This window comes from Rothia sp. HMSC066G02 (assembly GCF_001813145.1).
In the GTDB taxonomy this organism is placed as follows: domain Bacteria; phylum Actinomycetota; class Actinomycetes; order Actinomycetales; family Micrococcaceae; genus Rothia.
This window is the reverse complement of record NZ_KV811597.1, coordinates 194482-214014: the sequence shown is the minus strand read 5'-3', so window position 1 is coordinate 214014 and position 19533 is coordinate 194482. Positions and strand designations below refer to the sequence as shown.

The following is a 19533-nucleotide window of genomic DNA, read 5'->3' as shown; positions in this document are numbered from 1 at the left end:
TTGTAGAAGCAGCATAGTTAGAACGTGATATAACGATTCATCCCCCGATACGAACGGTATCGGGGGATGAATCATTTAAACCCCTATGTGCTTGTTGGTGCTGTGTCTGTTGGTACCCTGCGCGGTCGTTAGCCTTCCGCGCGATTTTTCGGGCAACAGGGGAAGGCGCATTATGCGCGGGGAATCTCCACCGCACGCTCAGCAACCATCAGAGAGGCCAGCTGTCCATCCTGCCAGTTGACGCTCGGGTCAGCCACAAACACCGCATGCCCCGAAGCCAAAATAGCTAGCACCTCCAGCAGAGCGCTCAGGGTCGCCTCCGAAGCATCAAAACCGTAGTCGGGGCTCAACTCCAGTGCGAGCGCCCGCTGCCCCGAAGGTAGCGTGTACCCCGCCGTGCGATAGGTCTGTGCCTGCGCAAGAACCTGCTCGTAGGCTTCCGCATAGCTGAAACCCTCAATAATTTCTGCCGAATCATCGGGAAGTAGACCCGAGTACTGGTCGCCAAAGCTGCGCACCAGAGCGCAGTAATCGAGTACCTCCTCGGTGTGCGGAGCCAGTGCCTGCAGATCGCCGGTGTAGGAAAGAGCCAGCGGCGCACGGTCAACCGCCAGAAGGTACGCGGGGTCATTCGTGTAGCCCGCCTCCTGCTCGGTGCAGACCACGGCAACCAGCGGCTCGTCCTGATCGAGGATCGCGCCCACGCGCAGAGCCGCCAGACCCAGAACAATAGTGCGCCAGTGCAGGGGAGCCTGCAGATCAAAACCTTCATCGGGCGCCAGTTCGCATTCTTCAACCAACAGGTTTGCGCTCTTGTCTACCCAGTTCATGAGGACCCTGCCGGAGAGCTCAATACGCTCGCCTGCCGCCGAATACCAGATGAGGGCGGGAGTTTGTTGAGTGCTGAGTTTCTCGAAGAAACGGTTCAGAGTCGTGGGCGCGGACGCGCCGGTGGGGGAGAGAGTAACCATGGGTTTCACTCTACCTCACGGTTCAGAAGGAGCGGAGGCGCAGGGACAATTCCGGGAGCGGAGAGGAGGGGAGGGCCGATTGCCGGGCTAGAAAAGTACAGAAGTAAAGTAAAAACTTCTGATGGTGCTTGAAAAAACCTAATGATGAAAAACCTTTGCACTAACTAAGGTCCTATTTTGAAATAGGGCATGCAGATAAATTGGGAATATAAATGTTTCGCAATAAGCCTGGAAAAATATGCAGAACATGGATGTCAAAAAGATAAACTTTTCTTTTCGAATTTCCTGAAAATTTCTGGGAGTGGGGTTTGGGAGATTCCTGCAGGGGGTTGCACCGCCGACTTCCCTTATATTTGCGGTCAAGATGCGGAATTTGCATTCGGCGGCAAGTGGTCCTGAAAGGGGAAATTTGAGGCTGGCTCAAGATGTGACCAGGGGCAAGTGAAGGGGTGAAAAATATATAAAGGTCAAATTCACATTAAATATGACGCCTGTAACACATACATCTAAACATTGATTAAGTCTAGTTTGACGAAACGGCGTGTCGCACGTCTAATAGATATATAAGCGTGTTTGCTCTGGAAGGGACCGTAGAGGCCACAGCAAACCATGCCACACCATACACACGAAGATTCCGTCCACGACGGATCCGCAGACTCATTAAGCTCACAATGAGAACACGGAAGGAAAACCCATGGGCTCCTACATTGCATCCGACCGCTCTGTCGCGGCCGCGCGCGCATCAGGCGCTCAGCACCGTAGCATGAATCCCACTCAATCTCTCGAAAAAGCCACCGACGCCTTTCCCGCAGACGCAGAACGAAACATGCCTGCCTGCACCGACGTATGGACCGCAGCGGCAGGACTCTACGGAACCGAAGGCGAAGACGGAGAACTCGCCTGGCAAGCTGAAGCACTCTGCGCCCAGACCGACCCTGAAGCCTTCTTCCCCGAGAAGGGCGGCTCCACCCGAGACGCCAAAAGGGTATGCGGTGTATGCCCCGTGCGCGAAGAATGTCTACAATATGCAATGGACAATGACGAGCGCTTCGGAATCTGGGGCGGGCTGTCAGAACGTGAACGCCGCCGACTGCGCAAGCAGGCGAGCTAAGCCAGGAAGGTACCATCTACATGCAGACCGCACGACTGTGCTCCCGCCAAACCTGCCAGCGAGAGGCGACTGTTACTCTCCACTACTCCTACGCAGATTCCACGGCACTCATTGACGCGCTCTCTGAATTTCGCGAACCCCACGCCTATGACCTCTGCGACGACCACGCCGCACGACTGACGGCACCTCAGGGTTGGCGAGTGGTCTACAAGGTACCCGTTCAGGACACCACCGAATCCTAGAATTCAAAACTAAGAATTAAACACCCGAATGCAAAGAACCTTCCGCGAATTCATGCGGAAGGTTCTTTGCGTATGAGAAACTGGCAGATAGTACAGACACCCGCAACTCACTCAAACACCGATCACTCGAAAAGAACGCGAGATCAATGAGCAAAGAAACACACCGAGGAATGTGGGGCGCACTGCGCCCGGCCATCCGCCGAAATAGCGCCGAAGAACTCCTCAAAGCTCGTCGAGCAGAGACCGTGACCAGCGAACCGGCACCGCACACCGGCGCATTTGGCCGCATCGCAGCAGACGTACCCACCGTCGCCGAAGAACCCGACCTGCCTACCGGCTCTGTACCCGTCGTCCCCGCACGCAGCAAACTCCGTGAACAGGGCGTCGGTACCCGTGTGCGCACCCGCACCAACGTCTCCACCGGCTTCGTGCCCCTCGTGCGCGACTCGCAGAGCACCCCCAAAAACCCGACGCTCAGCGACCTCAACCGCGAAACCATGCAGAGGGCCGCCGAAGCAGAAGCCGCTGCAGTCGCAGAAGCCGAAAATGCGGCCGAAGCGGAAACCGTCGCTACCGCGGAGGCGGCAAGCGCCTCCACCGCCGGACGCAAGTACCGCACCGAAACCACCCGCACCGGTCACACCCACGCGGTCGCAGACCCCAACGCGCCGCTGTCCTCCCTGGCGGCCTCGCCCGAAGCCGCAGAACGCGCCGCGGCACGCGAAGACGCTGTGGAAGACACCCCGCGTTTCCTCAAGCTCCGTGCAACCCTCATCGCGCTCACCGTACCGCTGACCGTACTCATGATCGCGATTCGCGCTGTAGCTTCCGCGCCCTTCCTCTGGCTCGAATATCACCGCCCCGGATTCCCCGAAGACAGCTACGGCTACTACCTCGTCGAGAGGATGCGCCTGGGCTCCTACGGCGTGGACTACATCAACAACTTCGCGCCGCGAGAATACCTCGCCCGCGTTACCACCGGTGCCGATAATACCCTCGCCTTCACCGAAGCAGAAGTGAACCACATGCACGACGTGAAGTGGGTACTGCTCATCGCCACTGTAGCCGTTGCCGCGCTCTTCTTGGTGACCCTCTTTAGCAGCATTTCCCTGCGTGAGCGCGCCCCCGGAACCATCCGCCGCAGCCTCTTCACCGGCGCGTGGATTACCCTGGGACTCATCGCGGTGCTCGGCGTTGTGGGCTTCTTCGGCTGGGAATGGCTGTTCACCACCTTCCACCAGGTGTTCTTCCCGCAGGGCAACTGGGAGTTCTCCGTACGAAGCTCCCTCATCCGCCTTTACCCGCCGCAATTCTGGATCGATGCAGCAATCGCCGTAGCGGTCCTCGTGGCAGTGCAGATTACCCTCCTGCTCGTGACCACCTGGCCCACCAAATACCGCAAGCTCAAGGCAGAACGCCGCCGCCAGGAACGCCAGGACCTGCGCGTCAAGCTCGCCTCCGCACGCGTCAGCGACAACTAACACACGCGTCGGCGACAACTAAAAATCATCAGCCACTTCACCGCGCAAGCCAGCGCGGAAAGGGCACAACAAAGGGGGCTGGGCTCTACCACACGGTAGAACCCAGCCCCCTTTGCTATACCTAAGCTCGCATCGCTCGAACCTAAAAACCGAGCCTAAAACTCAAGCCTAAATCCAGGACTTAAACCACATATGCGAATACCACTGCTCATACGGAATCACCTGAGCAGTCCACAGCGGCATAAAGTACGCGCTCAACACCAGCACACCCACCAGGTAAATCGCCACCAGCGTCACGCCCAAACGAGCACGCAACACCGAACCACGAGCACCCGACAGCGCCAGACCCAAAACACCCGCCAACAGCAGGATCAGGAACGGCTCAAAGGACAGGGCGTAGAAGTAGAACATCGTGCGAGTCGGGTACATAAACCACGGGAAATAGCCCGCACCGAACACAACCAGCAGCGCGCCAAAACGCCAATCCCGCTTCAGCAGCAGAACCAGAAGCGCCACAATAATCGCCGGAATAAAAGCCCACCAAATCGCCGGGTTACCGATATTCAAAATAGCCTCGGAACAGGACTTCACGGTACAACCCGAAGAACCCAGCTTCGGCGACTCATAGTAGTACGAGGTCGGGCGACCCAAAACCAGCCACTGCCACGCCTGCGAAGAATACGTATGCGGGCTGCTCAAACCAGAATGGAACTTAAACGCCGAGACATGGTACTCCCACAGGGAACGCAAATCCTCAGGAAGCCACATGACACCCTTGCCCGGGTTCTCAACCGCCCAGCGGCGGAAATACGCATTCGACGACTGGAACCAGCCCGCCCAGGTGCTCAGATATACCAGCAGACCCACACCAATCATCTGGAAGAACGCGGGGATGCCGTCACGCACCAGCGCCGTCAAACCCCACTTGTTCAGACCCACAATACGGCGAGCATTAATATCCCAGAACACCGTCAGCAGACCCATAGCCGCAATGAAGAACAACGAATTCCACTTCACGCCCACCGCGGCACCGGCACACACACCGGCCGCGAAACGCCACAGACGCAGACCCATGCTTGGGCCCCACGGCATCGGCGGAAGCACACCGCTATTCTGGCGTGCCGCCTCCGCAATATTGCGCGCCAACACGCGCCGCGCCTGAATACGGTCAAGCACCAGACACACAAAAGTCGCCAAAATCCAGAACATCTGGAAAATATCCAGCAGAGCCAGGCGAGACTCCACCAGCATCAGGCCATCCACCGCAGCCAGCAGAGCCGCAATAGTCGCCACCGTCATCGAACGGAACAGCAGCCAGCCAGCATAGGCAATCAACGCCACCGACAGGGTGCCAATCACCGCAGCAGAAACACGCCAACCAAAGGGATTATTATCACCAAAAATTGCCATGCCCGCGGCAATCATCCACTTACCCAACGGCGGATGCACCACATACTCCGGCGAATCCGTCAACAGACCCGACGGGTGACCCGCCGCAAAGGAAGCATTAGCGTCCTTCGACCAGCTCAACTCATAGCCATAATGCACATACGAGTAGGCGTCCTTGGCGTAGTACGTCTCATCAAAAACAATGGCATTCGGATGCGCCAAATTATAAAAACGCAGAATGCCGGCAACCAGCACAATCAATGCGGGCGCCAACCAACCCCAACGCGGGGCACGAATATAGGCAACAGCGAGCGCATCCAGCAGAGAATCGAGGCCGTAACGACCGCGTTCAGACGAAGAACGGGCCGAATCAGCCTGACCAGCTGGAGCGGCAGATGCGGGAGAAAGTAGCTTAGGTATCTTCACCCCATCAATCCTAAAGGGTCAGAACGCACGATGCACCATTTCAGCCCGTGAACAGCATATATGACGCGCTCGGAGCCCCACCCGCACTAGCTACTTCTATCGGCGGGCTCACCCGGTAAGCCCACCCGGCACCGGATTGAGCGCGGGCGTTACACTTAGTGGGTACACGAAGACCAGACACAGACATGAGGCCTGCCATGACCGCACCCGCAGAATACACCGAAGAAACCGCCGCCCCCTCAGAAACCACAGCCCCCTCAGAAACGGTCAAGGCACTCGAGATTGACACCGCTGATACCGCTGACACCGCCGTCACCTCCGAAGAAGGCGGCGTGCTCATCCTCGGCGGCACCCCCATCGGCAACCTTGCCGATGCCTCCGACCGACTGCGCTCAGCCCTCGCCACCGCAGACCTCATCGCCGTCGAAGACACCCGCAAACTACGAACCCTCGCCTCCGGGCTTGGTGTGCGCACCCGCGGCCGCATTATCGTCAACCACGACCACAATGAAGCCGAACGCAGCGAAACCATCGTGCAAGCGGTACAGGACGGTCAGCGCGTGCTACTGCTCTCGGATGCGGGCATGCCCACCATCTCCGACCCCGGCTACGTTGCCGCCGCAGCCGTTGCGGAAGCCGACCTGCCCGTCACGGTGGTGCCCGGCCCCTCCGCTGCGTTGACCGCGCTCGCGCTCTCAGGTCTGCCCACCGGACGATTCACTTTCGAAGGCTTCCTCGCCCGCAAGGGCTCCGAGCGCACCCGCCGTCTTGCATCGTTGGCGGGGGAGGAGCGCACCATGATTTTCTACGAATCCCCGCACCGCACTGCCGCAACCCTGGCGGACTTTGTGCAAACCTTCGGCGCCGACCGCCGTGGAACTGTCAGCCGTGAGCTAACCAAGCTCCACGAAGAGGTTCGACGCGGTACCCTGGCAGAGCTTGCCGAATGGGCTGAGTCTGAGCGCGTCCGCGGCGAAATCGTCATTATTGTCGAGGGTGCACAAGCCCCCGAAACCCCCGAAGCACAGGACGTAGTGCAACTGGTCCTCGACCGTGTAGCGGGCGGCGAGCGCCTCAAGAGCGCCTGCGCCGCGGTTGCCGCTGAGACCGGCACCTCCAAGCGCGACCTGTATGAGGCGGCACTGGCTGCCCGCTCCGAATAGCCCAGAATCACCGCGCAATTTTACCCCCTAAGTTTTACCCCGCTGTTTTATCCCGAGGATTTATCAATGTGTCAGAGCTATCCCGGTCCTGAAATCACCCAGGAGTACCTGAACTCCCTCGCCGCCCTGGCGAACTACACCCTGCCCACCCCCGCGGCACTCCAGGCAACCGCCCTGCCTAACGGCTGGACGCCTGTCCCCGGTGAAGTCCCCGCACCCTATAAGGCGGAACTCTACACCGGCATCAGCGACGCCGAAGGGGGAGAAGGCACCCGCCGTCGCTCCACCACCGGCGAGAACGGCCGCAGCCGCAATCTGGTCTTCCCGCCCGCCCCCGAACCGCTGCCGTACCCCATCGTGGATAACCACACCCACATGGACCTGCTCGACGGCGAAGTAGAAATCAGCGCCCGCGATGCACTCGACGCCGGCGAAAAGCTCGGCATCGCCGCCATTGTGCAGGTCGGATATGATATCCCCTCCTCCCTGTACGCGGTCGCCGCCGCGCAGGCTGATGAGCGTGTCCTCGCCGCCATTGCGATTCACCCCAATACCGCCCCCGAGCTGGCTACAGCCGGTCAGCTGGAGGCGGCGCTAGCCACCCTCGACGAGCTCGCCACCGCCGACCGTGTACGCGCTATTGGTGAGACCGGCCTGGACTATTTCCGCACCGGCGAGGAGGGTAAGGAAGCACAGCACTACAGCTTCCGCGAGCATATTCGCATTGCGAAGAAGCACAACCTGGCGTTGCAGATTCATGACCGTGACGCGCACGAGGATGTTGTGCGCATCCTGGATGAAGAGGGCGCACCGGAACGTACCGTGTTCCACTGCTACTCGGGCGGCCCGGAGCTTGCCGAAATCTGCAATGAGCGCGGCTGGTACATGAGCTTTGCCGGCACGGTGACTTTCAAGAACTCGAAGGGTATTCAGGAGTCGTTGGAGATGGCTCGTCCGGAGCTGATTCTGGCTGAGACCGATGCGCCGTTCTTGACTCCGCATCCGTTCCGCGGCCGCCCGAATGCGTCCTACATGACGAACTACACGGTGCGGTTCATGGCGGCTCACCGCGGCGAGGAGCTGGAGGCGCTCTGCCGCCGTATTCGTGAGAATTCGGAGCGCGTTTACGGTCAGTGGTAGGCACGTACAGCCTGTAGCGGATAGCTACTTGGAGTCGCCTCGCGGTGCGTGTCTGCGTGCTAGACTGTAGCGACTACAAATAACTCACTCAAACAGCTATGCCATGATCTGGCGCGTAGTACTTTAGGCATGTTTTGCGTCTAAAAGAATGCGCTTAAAAATTAGGGGTGCAAGAACTCTCACTCGGTTTTGTGCCTTGCTCCCGGTGATTGGTGCTTTAGGAGGACACTATGGCAAAAATTCTGAAATACGTTCTGGGACTGGACGGCGCTAACCGGTTTGATTCTTTCTTCTCGGTGGGGGCACCCGCTCAAGGTTTTCAGCGTTATTCTGCGGTGGATAACCGTGATAATCACGTCACTGATGCACAATTCGATAGCAAACTGTTCCTGGCTCGTTACGGTAAAGAGCCGAGGCCTGCTGAAAAGGGTTGCGCTTTGAGCCACTACCACATGTGGAAGGACTTCCTCGCTTCAGATGCCGACTGGGCTTTGCTGGCAGAAGACGATGTCCTCATTTCCCCTGACCTGCAGCCTGTAGTGGAGAGGATTATTGAAAAGTATCCTCACGTGCAGATGGTTAACCTGGGCGATATCTACGCTTCTGAAGCTGGCAAGCTCAACCCGCAGGTTGATTATCCCCGTCTTTCGTTGCTTTCTCCTTTTGTGTACGGCAAGTACCGTATGGGTAATGCCTATGGTTCAAAGCCTCTGTATGGTGCTGCCCTGTATCTTCTTTCGCGTTCTGGGGCTGAACGACTCGTGGAATGTTATGGAGAGACGGTTCCTGGCGTTGTTGCCGATGATTATTCCCTCTATCGAGAATGGGGGGTAGACGTATATTTGGTGCAACCCGGTCTATGCGGTTGGGAAGGTACTAGCCTCATTCAAACTTCTGGCGTTCGTCACTTGGAAAGCCTCAAGAGCACGCAGCATGGCACTGGTTTTCTCGATCGGTTGCGCATCGCCCTGGCGCCGAAGAAGCGTATTGCGAACGCGAAGAATATTCTGGAAGCCACCATTGATGATGTGAAGCAGCGCCTGGGACGATAACCCAGAGACGGATTGGGCTACTGTCATCACATAAAAATCTAAATATGTGGGTCTTCTGCCTGTCCAGTATCCCCTCCCTATTGTGTATATCCGGTAGGGAGGGGATTTTTGCTGTGCACCAGTACGACGCGTGCCACATCGCGTTTTAACCTGAGGAGACCTGAGATTGGCGCATGGTGAATGATAGAATTCTTTTTACGTTGCACTGCGGTGTGCGTATTTATCACACGCTCAATATTTCAGACTCCCTGCCGTTTACGCACTGATTTTTAAGATTGATGAACCCCTCTGTTGTGCAGGTGGTCTGAAGTTCTGAAAGCTCATCATTAGCCGACGCGATCTTCTACTGCTTAGGTCTTCTGGATGAGCTATTGAAGGGAAAAACATGGCAAAGATTCTGAAGTATGTTCTGGGCCTGGATGGCGCGAACCGTTTTGACTCGTTCTATTCGGTGGGCGCACCCGCGCAGGATTTTGTCCGTTATTCTGCGGTGGATAACCGCGATAATCACGTCACTGATGAAGAATTTGACGTTGAGTTTTTCCGTAGCCGCTGGCATCGCGACCCGAGCCCCGCGGAGAAGGGTTGCATGCTTAGCCACGTGAAGATGTGGCGTGACTTTGTTGCGAGCGACGCCGACTGGGCACTGATTGCTGAAGACGACATTCTTCTTTCTCCGGATGCTGAGGCGGTGGTGAACGCAATCATCACGAAGTACCCGCAGGTGCAGCTGGTGAACCTCAGCGATTCTTTTGCGAATGATGCCGGCAAGCTGAACCCGCAGGTGGAATACATCCGCCTGTCTCTGCTGTCTCCTTTTGTACACGGTAAGTACCGTATGGGTAAGCCGTACGGTACGTGGCCCCTGATTTGCACCGGTCTGTACCTGATTTCCCGTTCGGGTGCTGAGCTGTTGCTCAAGCAATTTGAGGATAAGGTACCGGGCACCGTAGCTGATGATTACAAGCTGTACCAGCAGTGGGGTGTGGATGTGCGTTTTGTGCAGCCTGGCCTGTGCGGCTGGGAAGGCAGCAGCGTCATTTTGGAATCCGGTAAGCGTCATCTGGATAAGGTGAATAGTCTCCAGCACGGTACTGGTCCGCTGGATCGAGTGCGTATCGCTTTGGCACCGAAGAAGCGTATTACAAATGCTAAGAACGCTCTGGAAGCCACTGTTGATGAGGTAAAGCAGCGTTTCTCGCGGTAACCTAAACTGTAACCTCCCCACCATCCACCTATGTGAAGGAACGCTGTGAACGATCTGCCCCTGCTCGGCCCTGCTGAGATTCGTGAGCTTGCCGAGATGCTCGGTATTCGTCCTACGAAGACTCTTGGGCAGAACTTTGTGATTGACCCTAATACGATTCGTCGTATTGTCAACGCGGCAGAGATTTCACCGGAGGAGACGGTGCTGGAGGTCGGCCCGGGCCTGGGTTCGTTGACCCTCGGCATCCTGGACGCTGCGAAGGATATGGTGGCGGTGGAGATTGACCCGCCCCTGGCTCAGCAGCTTCCGCACACGATTGAGAAGTTCCGCCCTGAGAAGGCGGGCGATATTGACGTGGTGCTCATGGACGCCCTGAAGGTCACCGAGCTGCCTCGCACTCCGGATGCTCTGGTGGCGAACCTGCCCTATAACGTGGCGGTTCCGGTGCTTCTGCACCTGTTTGCGCAGTTCCCGAGCATTCGTCACGCCCTGGTGATGGTTCAGGACGAGGTCGCCGACCGTCTTTCGGCGACCCCGGGTTCAAAGATTTACGGTGTGCCCTCGGTGAAGGCTAATTGGTATGCCGAGGTGTATAAGGCGGGCGTGATTGGCAAGAACGTGTTCTGGCCTGCGCCGAAGATTAACTCTGGCCTGGTCGGCTTCCGCATGCGCGAAGAGCCGCTCTCTACCGTTGACCGCGACCTGGTGTTCACGATCGTGGACGCGGCCTTCGCTCAGCGCCGTAAGACCCTGCGTGCCGCGTTGAGCTCCTGGGCGGGCTCGGGTGCGCGTGCGGAGCAGATTCTGGTGGCTGCCGGTATCGCTCCGACGGAGCGCGGTGAGAAGCTGGATATTCACGGCTTTATCCGCATTGCGGAGGCTTCGCTGACTATTCCGGCTGAGCCTGTAACGAAGTAGCTTCTTCCCGCTCTAAATTTTTCACTGACGTTCTCACGCGAGTTTCCGCGCGAAAGGTGTATGCGCTGATGAGTACCCAGGTCGCTATTTCGGTTGATGCTCCCGGTAAGGTCAATCTGTACCTCGCTGTGGGGGACGTCCGCCCGGACGGCTACCACCCGCTGACTACGCTTTTTGCGGCGGTCTCTCTGACGGAGACCATTACGGTCTCTGAGGGGCAGACGCCGGGGCTGAGCCTGAGCATGGACATTATGCCCGGCTCCCTGGTGGAGCAGCAGATGCAGGCGGGGCAGTTCGACCCAGCCGATGTGCCGATGGATGAGCGGAACCTCGTGTACCGTGCCGCGGAGCTAATCCTTGCGGAGCACGGTATTGGCTCTGTCCCGGCGCTACACCTGCATATTGCGAAGGCTGTGCCCGTGGCTGGCGGTATGGCGGGCGGTTCAGCGGACGCGGCTGCCGCCCTCATTGCTACGGACCGCTACCTGCACGCAACCGGCCGCACCGGTGCGCTCCTGACCCAGACGGATTATGAACGTCTTGCCGCGCAGCTGGGTGCCGATATTCCCTTTAGCGTGCGTGCCGCGCTCGGGCAGACCCTCGCACTGGGGCAGGGGACCGGCACCGAGCTGCAGAATGTTGCGGCGCCTCGGGACCCTCTGCACCTGGTGATTGTCGCCGCGCAGTTTGGCCTCTCCACCCCCAGCGTCTTCAAGCAGCTGGATGCGGGCCGCGCCTCGGGGCTGTACCCTGCCTCAGGCAAGCTGGTGGAACCCGTAGAGCTTCTGAGCACCCTGAATTCTTATGATGGTTCGGAGGCGGCGCTCGCCTCCTTGGCACCGCTGCTACGTAACGACCTGCAGGCTCCCGCGCTTTCGTGCGCCCCGCAGCTGGAACAGACCCTGAACCTGCGCGAGAGTGAGGGCGTGTACGCCTCCCTGGTGTCCGGTTCCGGTCCGACGGTGCTTCTGCTGGTTTCTTCGCAGGCTCGGGCGGAGGCTCTTGCCTCCACTCTTCGCGCTGCGGGCAACCACGCTGTGAGCGCGGTTAGTGCGATTCTGAATCACCCTTAGTTGCCGCTGTAGCTGAGCGCTGAATATATGAAGAATGCCGGTTCTAGATTGAATCTAGAACCGGCATTCTTCTATGTCTATAGACCTTAGCCCAGCAGCTCGGAGAGCTCGAGCCAGCGCATTTCTAGCTCGTCAATCTCATCCTGAAGTGTCTGCTGCTGCTCGCCGAGTGCCGCTAAACCGGCGTAGTCGGAGGCGTCGTGCGCGCTCATCTGCTCGGAGAGCTTCTCCTGTTCTGCAGCGAGCTTGGCGAGGCGGCGTTCAATCGCACCGGATTCCTTCTGCGCCGCACGCAGCTCGGCACCGGAGACCTTCGGGGTATCCGGCTCAGCAGAAGCCTGCGCCGAGGAGGCGGCACGCGCCTGCACGCTACCGGCGGCAGAACCGCCAGCACCAGCTGCTGAGAGCGCCAAATACTCGTCCACGCCGCCGGGCAAGTGACGGAACGAACCGTCAATCACGGCGTACTGCTGATCAGTGACGCGCTCCATGAGGTAACGGTCGTGGCTGACCACCAGCAGGGTACCCGGCCAGGTGTCCAGCAGATCCTCCATCGCAGCGAGCATATCGGTATCCAGGTCGTTGGACGGCTCGTCGAGAATCAGTACGTTCGGTTCATCCAGCAGAATCAGCATGAGCTGCAGGCGACGCTTCTGACCACCCGAAAGGTCCTTGACCGGGGTAGACAGCTGCGCACTCGTAAAGCCCAGACGCTCCAGCATCTGCGAGGGGGACAGCTCCTTGCCGTCAGCAATGTAGCTGCGTTTCTTGCGGCCAATCACATCCGAGACGCGGTCGTTAGCGACCTCGTTGAGCTCATCAAGCTGCTGGGTCAGGGTCGCAATCTTCACCGTCTTACCGTGCTTGACCCGGCCCTCGGTCGGCTTCAAATCGCCGGTCACCAGCGAAAGCAGAGTCGACTTACCCGCACCGTTCACGCCCAGGATGCCGGTGCGCTCGCCGGGAGCAATATGCCAGGTGACCTTCTTCAGCACGGGGCGCTTGCCGTTGGGCATCGAGGGGTCGTCGTAGACGACGGAGACGTTTTCGAGGTCCACCACGTCCTTGCCGAGGCGGGAGACTGCCATCTTCTTCAGCTCCACGGTGTCACGCACCGGCGGGACGTCCGCAATGAGGGCGTTGGCGGCATCAATGCGGAACTTCGGCTTGGAGGTACGCGCGGGCGCACCGCGGCGCAGCCAAGCGAGCTCCTTACGCATCAGGTTCTGACGCTTCGCCTCCGCAGCGGCCGCCTGACGGTCACGTTCCACGCGCTGCAGGATGTACGCCGCGTAGCCGCCCTCGAAGGGCTCGACGATGCGGTCGTGCACTTCCCAGGTGTAGGTACAGATTTCGTCGAGGAACCAGCGGTCGTGGGTGACGACCATGAGTCCGCCAGCATTCTTGGACCAGCGGGACTTCAGGTGGTTAGCGAGCCAGGTGATGGCTTCAACATCCAGGTGGTTGGTGGGCTCGTCGAGCATGAGCACGTCCCACTCCTGCGCGAGCAGGGAGGCGAGCGCTACGCGTCGACGCTGACCGCCAGAGAGCGAAGAGACGGGTGCATCCCAGGGCAGGTCAGAGACCAGACCGGAGATAACATCGCGGATGCGTGCCTGCGACGCCCATTCGTATTCGGGGGTGTCGTCCACAATTGCGTAGCCGACGGTGTGGTCGTCGTCGAGGACGTCTGACTGGTCGAGGTAGCCGATGCGGGTGCCGCCGCGCACGGTAACGCGGCCGGAGTCCGGTTCGAGCCGGCCGGCAAGGATCTTCATGAGGGTGGACTTGCCGTCGCCGTTGCGACCGACAATGCCGATGCGGTCGCCTTCGTTCAGACCGACCGTGATGCCCTCAAAGATGGTTCGGGTAGGGAATTCGAGGTGCAGCGATTCGCCGCCAAGTAGATGTGCCACGCCTTCTAGGGTACAGGGTGAGTCTTCAGTTCAAGTAGCGCTCCAAGCTTTGATGAGGGGCTACTTGGCGGTGCTGAGAAAAGCTGTGGGGATTGCGGGGCGCGCGGCTAAGTTGAGCACAGATATTTGATAAACTGAGGAAAGCATTTCCTGCATTGCGCTGTTCTGTGCCCAAAATGGCGGTCAATGACGATGAGGACCCGCTAGCGGGGGCTTGTCGTGAATGTAAGGATAATCCGCCATGGTGTAATGGCAGCACAGCGGCCTTTGGAGCCGTTTGTCTAGGTTCGAGTCCTAGTGGCGGAGCGTAAGCACTCAACGGCACCGTTGATAGAGAGTTAGCGGTCCGCGCTCACTCCTCACTCTTACAACCACTACTAAGGAGTCTTCCCAGTGAACACTGAACTGGCACCCTCTGCAGTGATCGTTCTCGCCGCAGGCGCTGGTACGCGCATGAAGTCCGCTACCCCCAAGGTCATGCACGGCATTGGTGGTCGATCCATGGTTGAGCACGCTGTCGCTGCTGCACGCGATCTGAACCCCGAGCGCCTCGCTGTTGTGGTACGCCACCAGCGCGATAAGGTTGCTGAGCATGTGCTTGCGTTTGACCCTGAGGTAACCATCGTTGATCAGGATGAGATTCCGGGTACCGGCCGCGCTGTTGAGGTCGGTCTGAGCGCTCTGGATGCGCAGGCACCCGTCTCCGGCACCGTCCTGGTGACCTACGGCGATGTTCCTCTGCTTCGCCCCGAGACTCTGCGCGAACTGATTGCCTTCCACGAGGAAGACAAGAACTCCGTAACCGTTCTGACTACTCACATTGATGAGCCCGGCGCCTACGGTCGTATTGTCCGTAACCAGGCTGGCGAAGTGACCGCTATTGTTGAGGCGAAGGACGCTTCCCCCGAAGAGCTCGAAATTACCGAGATCAACTCCGGTATTTACGCTTTTGACGCCGCTGTTCTGCGTGAGGCACTGCTTGAGGTGACCACCAACAACGCACAGGGCGAGAAGTACATTACCGACGTTCTGTCCATTGCTCGTTCGAAGGGCCACCGTACCTCCGCTCTGGCTATTGAGGACCGTTGGGAGGTCGAGGGCGCTAACGACCGCGTGCAGCTGGCTCAGCTGGGTCGTATGCTCAACAACCGCATCCTCGAGGCTCACATGCGTAACGGCGTGACCATCGTTGATCCTGAGAACACTTGGGTTGACGTCACCGTCACCATTGAGAACGACGTAACCCTGCTGCCGGGCGTGCAGCTGCACGGCTCCACCACCGTCGCTACCGGCGCCACCATTGGCCCGGACACCACCCTGACCGACATGACCGTTGAGGCTGACGCTACCGTCATCCGCGCTCACGGTTTCGGTGCTGTCATTGGTGAAGGCGCAACTGTTGGCCCCTTCGCATACCTGCGCCCCGGTACCACTCTGGGCAAGGACGCTAAGCTTGGCACCTTCTGCGAGGCTAAGAACTCGCAGATTGGTGATGGCGCAAAGATTCCGCACCTGTCCTACGTTGGTGACGCCACCATTGGTGAGGGCGCAAACATTGGTGCTGGCTCTATCTTCGCGAACTACAACGGTCTGGTGAAGAACCGTTCCGTTATTGGTGCTCATGCTCGCATGGGCTCCGCAGGCATTTATGTTGCACCTGTTACCGTCGGTGACGGTGCCTACTCCGGCGCGGGCGCGCTGATCCGTAAGGATGTTCCTGCGGGCGCCCTCGCCTACTCTGAGACTTCCCAGCGCACCATCGATGGCTGGGTCCTGAAGAACCGTGCCGGTACCGAACCCGCCGAGGCAGCTAAAGCTGCTGGTGCGCAGGAACCGGCAGAATCCTAATTCGAGGAAAGAACAACACCATGAGTAGCGAGATTACCAACCCCGGTGAGCGCAAGCTTGTAGTGGTCTCCGGTCGAGCACACCCCCAGCTTGCCGAGGAGATTGCACAGGCACTTGATCACGACCTGCTGCCCACCTCCGCATACACCTTCGCCAACGGCGAGACCTACGTCCGCTTTGAGGAGTCTGTGCGCGGTGCGGACGCTTTCGTGATTCAGTCGCACCCGGCACCCATCAACGAATGGCTCATGGAGCAGCTCATTATGATTGATGCACTCAAGCGTGCATCTGCTCGCTCTATTACCGTGGTGTCTCCTTTCTACCCCTATGCTCGTCAGGACAAGAAGCACAAGGGCCGTGAGCCTATCTCGGCACGTCTGATTTCGGACCTGTACAAGACTGCTGGTGCTGACCGTCTGATGTGCGTGGATCTGCACACTTCGCAGATTCAGGGTTTCTTCGACGGTCCGCTGGATCACCTGTTCGCGATTCCGGTTCTGGCTAAGCACATCCGCGACCGCGTGGACGACCTGTCCAACGTGACCGTTGTGTCCCCGGATACCGGTCGTGTCCGTGTGGCTGAGCACTGGGCTGACCTGCTGGACGGCGCGCCCCTGGCATTCGTGCACAAGACCCGCGACATCAACGTCCCCAACCAGGCTGTTTCTAAGACTGTTGTGGGTGACATTGAGGGTCGTACCTGCGTGCTGATTGACGACATGATTGACACCGGCGGCACCATTGCTGGCGCTGTGAAGGTCCTCATGGACAAGGGCGCGAAGGAAGTTATCATTGCGGCAACCCACCCGGTTCTGTCCGATCCGGCTGCTGAGCGTCTGTCCCAGTGCGGTGCTGTGGAGGTCGTCGTGACCAACACCCTGCCCGTGCCGGAAGAGAAGCAGTTCGATAACCTGACTATTCTCTCCATCGCTCCGTTGATCGCTCGCGCTATCCGCGAGGTCTTCGACGAGGGTTCTGTGACCGAGATTTTCGATCACTAGGCTTCTAAAGCCTAACGAAAATCCCCCGCTGACTGTTGGTCGGTGGGGGACTTTCTGCTATTGAGGCTAAGTTGTAGAGGCTAAAGCTAACCCGGCTGGAGCAGATATCTGTTCCAGCCGGGTTAGCGCTGTATTTAGCCTCGTATGTTTAGCGGTGTGCGCTTAGCGGTGTGCCTGTGCGAGCCAGGGCAGAATCACGCGCAGGGACTGCTCCACCTCGTCCACTGCGACCTTAGCGGCTGCGGGGCCACGGCGGTAGGGGTCTTCCAGCTTGTCGGTATCAAGCGGGCGGGCGCCGTAAGAGTAGAGGTAGGACAGCGGTTCGGCGCGGCGAGCATCTTCGCGGATACGTGCAACCTGCTTGAGCAGCTTAATCTTGGAGTGGTGTTGGGGCCACTCGCGCACAATCCAGTCGGCATGCACCTTCTCAGCCACCAGGATGATGGTGGCGTTCTCAATAATCTGGCCGTTGAGCTGGCGGGACGCGAAACCTTCGGGGTTGTAGCCGCGCTCAATGAGTTCGTTGGCCACGTGTTCGTAGACGCCGTGGCCGACGAGGGCACCGGTGCCTGCGCTGGCGAAAATCCACTTGTCTTCCAGACCGTACTCGGCGGCAAGGTGCTTGGAGATGACCTCGCCGGATGCGCTACGGGCAATGTTGCCGGTGCACACGAAGAGCGCTTCGAAGGGGCCGTCCTTACGTGTGCTGTCAGCCTGGTTGAGGGTGCTGGGGGAGAACTTGAAGAGGGAGGGGCGTTCGCTGCGGGGTTTCGTTGTCTGGCGGGAAGCCTGCGTATTCTGGCTGTTGGCTTCTTCGGGGTTGGCAAGCTCTTCGGCATCAACGGTGGGCGCGTTGCGCTGACCCACGCGGATAATGTTGGGTCCTGCGGGCTTTTCGTCTACGTCGAGAATGTCACCGGGGGTAGCCTCGATATCGGTGTGGGTGAGGGGCTGCGCGGAGACGGTTGCGGTGCCGTCGGCGCTGAGCTCTTCTTCCGGGGTGACTTCCTGAGCGGCTACCTCGGAGGGGGAACGGACTTCGTAGTCTCCGATGGCTTCGCGGAGCGAACCGTCGGGGGTGATGGTACGACCGGCTACCCCGCGGCGGTTCTTGCCTGCCAGTTCGGGGTTGCTCTTAATGAGGGAACGGACTCCATCGGCAATATTCGCGGAGGAAGAAGCGGGGGGTGCCGGGTGCTCCTCGGCGGTTTCTGCGGAGTTGGTTTTGTCCTCGGAGGACCCCCACGCGTACTTGTCCTTGAGGGACTTAATGTTGAAGATGCCCATCAAAAAGCCTTTTCTAATTGACGTACCCAACAGTGAACAGGGAAGCCGGAAGTGTCGGGTTGGTTGAATGAATAGTATCTATCATACCGAGTTACTTGCACCTTCAACGGTTCCTTTTCCTGCGTGTGGCGAATACCCTACAGATGTACATAATGTTGACGTAACTATTGAGTATTCTCGAACGAAAAATGACCTAAAGTACAGAAAACTTTCTGAGGGCGAGGAAAGCCTGCGTGTTAGAATTATGGCTAGCATCTACTCATCACTCCTCAAACTCATGGGCTCGTCTATATCTTGTGACGGGTCGAGAAAGGCATCATGAACCTTCTCTCAAAAATCCGCTCAGAATTGGGTCAGCTTAGTTATTCCTTTAAACGGCGAAACACCCCTAAACTCTGGCGAGATCAGGTTGAAGCCATTCGTTTTCTCAAAGTCCATAACCTTCCTGCACCGCGTCTTAAAGGTCCTCGTCAGGAAGTGTGGGCTGTTTCTGTCGTTAAGAACGAGCTAGATATTTTGCCCTCTGTGCTCGACCATCTTTTTGCCCAGGGAATTGATCGGATTATTGTCGCTGACAACCTCTCGACTGATGGTACTCGTGAGTACTTGCGTCAGCGAGCAAACGAGGATTCGCGACTTATCTTTGCTGAAGATAACTGCGACCGGCATATTCAGTCTGAGAAGATAACCTATCTTTCGCACTTGGCTTGGCGTAGTGGCGCTCGCTGGATTATTCCTTTTGATGGTGACGAATTCTGGTATGCGGAGGATGAGAAGCTTGGTGATTTCCTGCGCAACGCACCCGATAACATGGGCATCTACTATGCAGGATTCCACCACACTGTACCTACCGTTGATTCGCCTGAGAACATCGTGGACACCGAATTGGTGATGGACGCTTCCTACCCCTTCCCGGGTAAGTGTGCTTTCCGCTCTCACCCCTTCGCTGTGGTCATCCCAGGTAATCACGATGTGTGCCGTCTTGGCGATATTGAGCAGCGACTTGAGATTGTTCACCTGCAGTACCGAGGCATTGCTCAGATTGCCCGTAAGGTACGCGTGGGAACCGAGACCTCCCGTCGTACTGGTGAGGATTTGAGCTACTTCGCGCCTCACTGGGAAGCGGGTAGCAAGCTCAGCGATGCTGAAATTGCTGAGGTATGGGAGAACATTTCGCATGGCCGTCCCGATGAGCGTATTAAATTCGTAGCTAAGGGGCCGATGGTGTGGGGCAAATTCCTACAGTGGCGTTACTGGAATGAAGACGGTTCGATTGCTAAGGGAGATGCTTAATGACAGCGCCCGTAC

At 58.4% G+C, this 19533-nt stretch carries 16 protein-coding genes and 1 tRNA gene; 13 read left to right on the top strand and 4 right to left on the bottom strand.

The features are described from left to right. Positions 1-170: 170 nt before the first annotated feature. Entirely contained in the window at positions 171-971 is an 801-nt protein-coding gene (locus tag HMPREF2894_RS07595) for a TIGR03089 family protein (RefSeq protein ID WP_070594015.1), read from the bottom strand. 694 nt (positions 972-1665) lie between these two features. Between HMPREF2894_RS07595 and HMPREF2894_RS07590 the strand changes: the two genes are divergently transcribed. From HMPREF2894_RS07590 to HMPREF2894_RS07580, 3 genes are all read left to right on the top strand, one after another. Continuing rightward, positions 1666-2082 carry a WhiB family transcriptional regulator gene (locus tag HMPREF2894_RS07590; protein WP_070594016.1) on the top strand — a complete coding sequence of 139 codons (417 nt, stop codon included), beginning with the start codon at positions 1666-1668 and terminating at the stop codon, positions 2080-2082. Between the two features lie 20 nt (positions 2083-2102). Further along, entirely contained in the window at positions 2103-2324 is a 222-nt protein-coding gene (locus HMPREF2894_RS07585) for a DUF3499 family protein (protein WP_049346776.1), read from the top strand. Between the two features lie 146 nt (positions 2325-2470). After that, entirely contained in the window at positions 2471-3805 is a 1335-nt protein-coding gene (locus HMPREF2894_RS07580; protein WP_070594017.1) for a TIGR01906 family membrane protein, read from the top strand. A 168-nt stretch (positions 3806-3973) separates the two neighbouring features. On the opposite strand, the gene HMPREF2894_RS07575 is transcribed toward HMPREF2894_RS07580, so the two are convergent. Beyond that, entirely contained in the window at positions 3974-5620 is a 1647-nt protein-coding gene (locus HMPREF2894_RS07575; protein ID WP_070594018.1) for a dolichyl-phosphate-mannose--protein mannosyltransferase, read from the bottom strand. 197 nt (positions 5621-5817) lie between these two features. Here HMPREF2894_RS07575 and rsmI point away from each other — a divergent pair, with 197 nt between their 5' ends. The 6 genes from rsmI to HMPREF2894_RS07545 all read left to right on the top strand — a co-directional run bounded on the left by rsmI (position 5818) and on the right by HMPREF2894_RS07545 (position 12173). Further along, complete coding sequence (gene rsmI / locus HMPREF2894_RS07570) at positions 5818-6783, top strand: 16S rRNA (cytidine(1402)-2'-O)-methyltransferase (RefSeq protein ID WP_049358446.1); 966 nt, start codon at positions 5818-5820, stop codon at positions 6781-6783. Positions 6784-6849: 66 nt separating this feature from the next. Continuing rightward, on the top strand, positions 6850-7923 hold the full coding sequence (locus HMPREF2894_RS07565; RefSeq protein ID WP_049346771.1) for a TatD family hydrolase: 1074 nt from the start codon (positions 6850-6852) through the stop codon (positions 7921-7923). Positions 7924-8153: 230 nt separating this feature from the next. Beyond that, complete coding sequence (locus tag HMPREF2894_RS07560; protein ID WP_070594019.1) at positions 8154-8975, top strand: glycosyltransferase family 25 protein; 822 nt, start codon at positions 8154-8156, stop codon at positions 8973-8975. Positions 8976-9360: 385 nt separating this feature from the next. Next, on the top strand, positions 9361-10182 hold the full coding sequence (locus HMPREF2894_RS07555) for a glycosyltransferase family 25 protein (RefSeq protein ID WP_049346770.1): 822 nt from the start codon (positions 9361-9363) through the stop codon (positions 10180-10182). A gap of 45 nt (positions 10183-10227) precedes the next feature. Beyond that, positions 10228-11100, top strand: coding sequence for a 16S rRNA (adenine(1518)-N(6)/adenine(1519)-N(6))-dimethyltransferase RsmA (rsmA, locus tag HMPREF2894_RS07550; RefSeq protein WP_070678626.1), 873 nt, complete (start codon positions 10228-10230; stop codon positions 11098-11100). A gap of 68 nt (positions 11101-11168) precedes the next feature. After that, entirely contained in the window at positions 11169-12173 is a 1005-nt protein-coding gene (locus HMPREF2894_RS07545; protein ID WP_070678623.1) for a GHMP family kinase ATP-binding protein, read from the top strand. 86 nt (positions 12174-12259) lie between these two features. Here HMPREF2894_RS07545 and HMPREF2894_RS07540 read toward each other — a convergent pair whose 3' ends face one another. Beyond that, entirely contained in the window at positions 12260-14089 is a 1830-nt protein-coding gene (locus tag HMPREF2894_RS07540) for an ABC-F family ATP-binding cassette domain-containing protein (RefSeq protein WP_070678620.1), read from the bottom strand. 235 nt (positions 14090-14324) lie between these two features. On the opposite strand from HMPREF2894_RS07540, the gene HMPREF2894_RS07535 reads away from it, so the two are divergent. From HMPREF2894_RS07535 to HMPREF2894_RS07525, 3 genes are all read left to right on the top strand, one after another. Continuing rightward, positions 14325-14395 (top strand) — tRNA-Gln (locus HMPREF2894_RS07535). Between the two features lie 87 nt (positions 14396-14482). After that, positions 14483-15937 carry a bifunctional UDP-N-acetylglucosamine diphosphorylase/glucosamine-1-phosphate N-acetyltransferase GlmU gene (gene glmU, locus HMPREF2894_RS07530; RefSeq protein WP_070678617.1) on the top strand — a complete coding sequence of 485 codons (1455 nt, stop codon included), beginning with the start codon at positions 14483-14485 and terminating at the stop codon, positions 15935-15937. Between the two features lie 20 nt (positions 15938-15957). Beyond that, entirely contained in the window at positions 15958-16938 is a 981-nt protein-coding gene (locus HMPREF2894_RS07525) for a ribose-phosphate diphosphokinase (protein ID WP_070678614.1), read from the top strand. 162 nt (positions 16939-17100) lie between these two features. Here the strand turns inward: HMPREF2894_RS07525 and HMPREF2894_RS07520 are convergent, their stop codons facing one another. After that, complete coding sequence (locus tag HMPREF2894_RS07520) at positions 17101-18225, bottom strand: arsenate reductase/protein-tyrosine-phosphatase family protein (protein ID WP_070678611.1); 1125 nt, start codon at positions 18223-18225, stop codon at positions 17101-17103. A 477-nt stretch (positions 18226-18702) separates the two neighbouring features. On the opposite strand from HMPREF2894_RS07520, the gene HMPREF2894_RS07515 reads away from it, so the two are divergent. Beyond that, the gene (locus HMPREF2894_RS07515) at positions 18703-19518 is read left to right on the top strand and encodes a glycosyltransferase family 2 protein (protein ID WP_239663441.1); all 816 of its coding nucleotides are present in this window, start codon (positions 18703-18705) and stop codon (positions 19516-19518) included. The last annotated feature ends 15 nt before the right edge of the window (positions 19519-19533 follow it).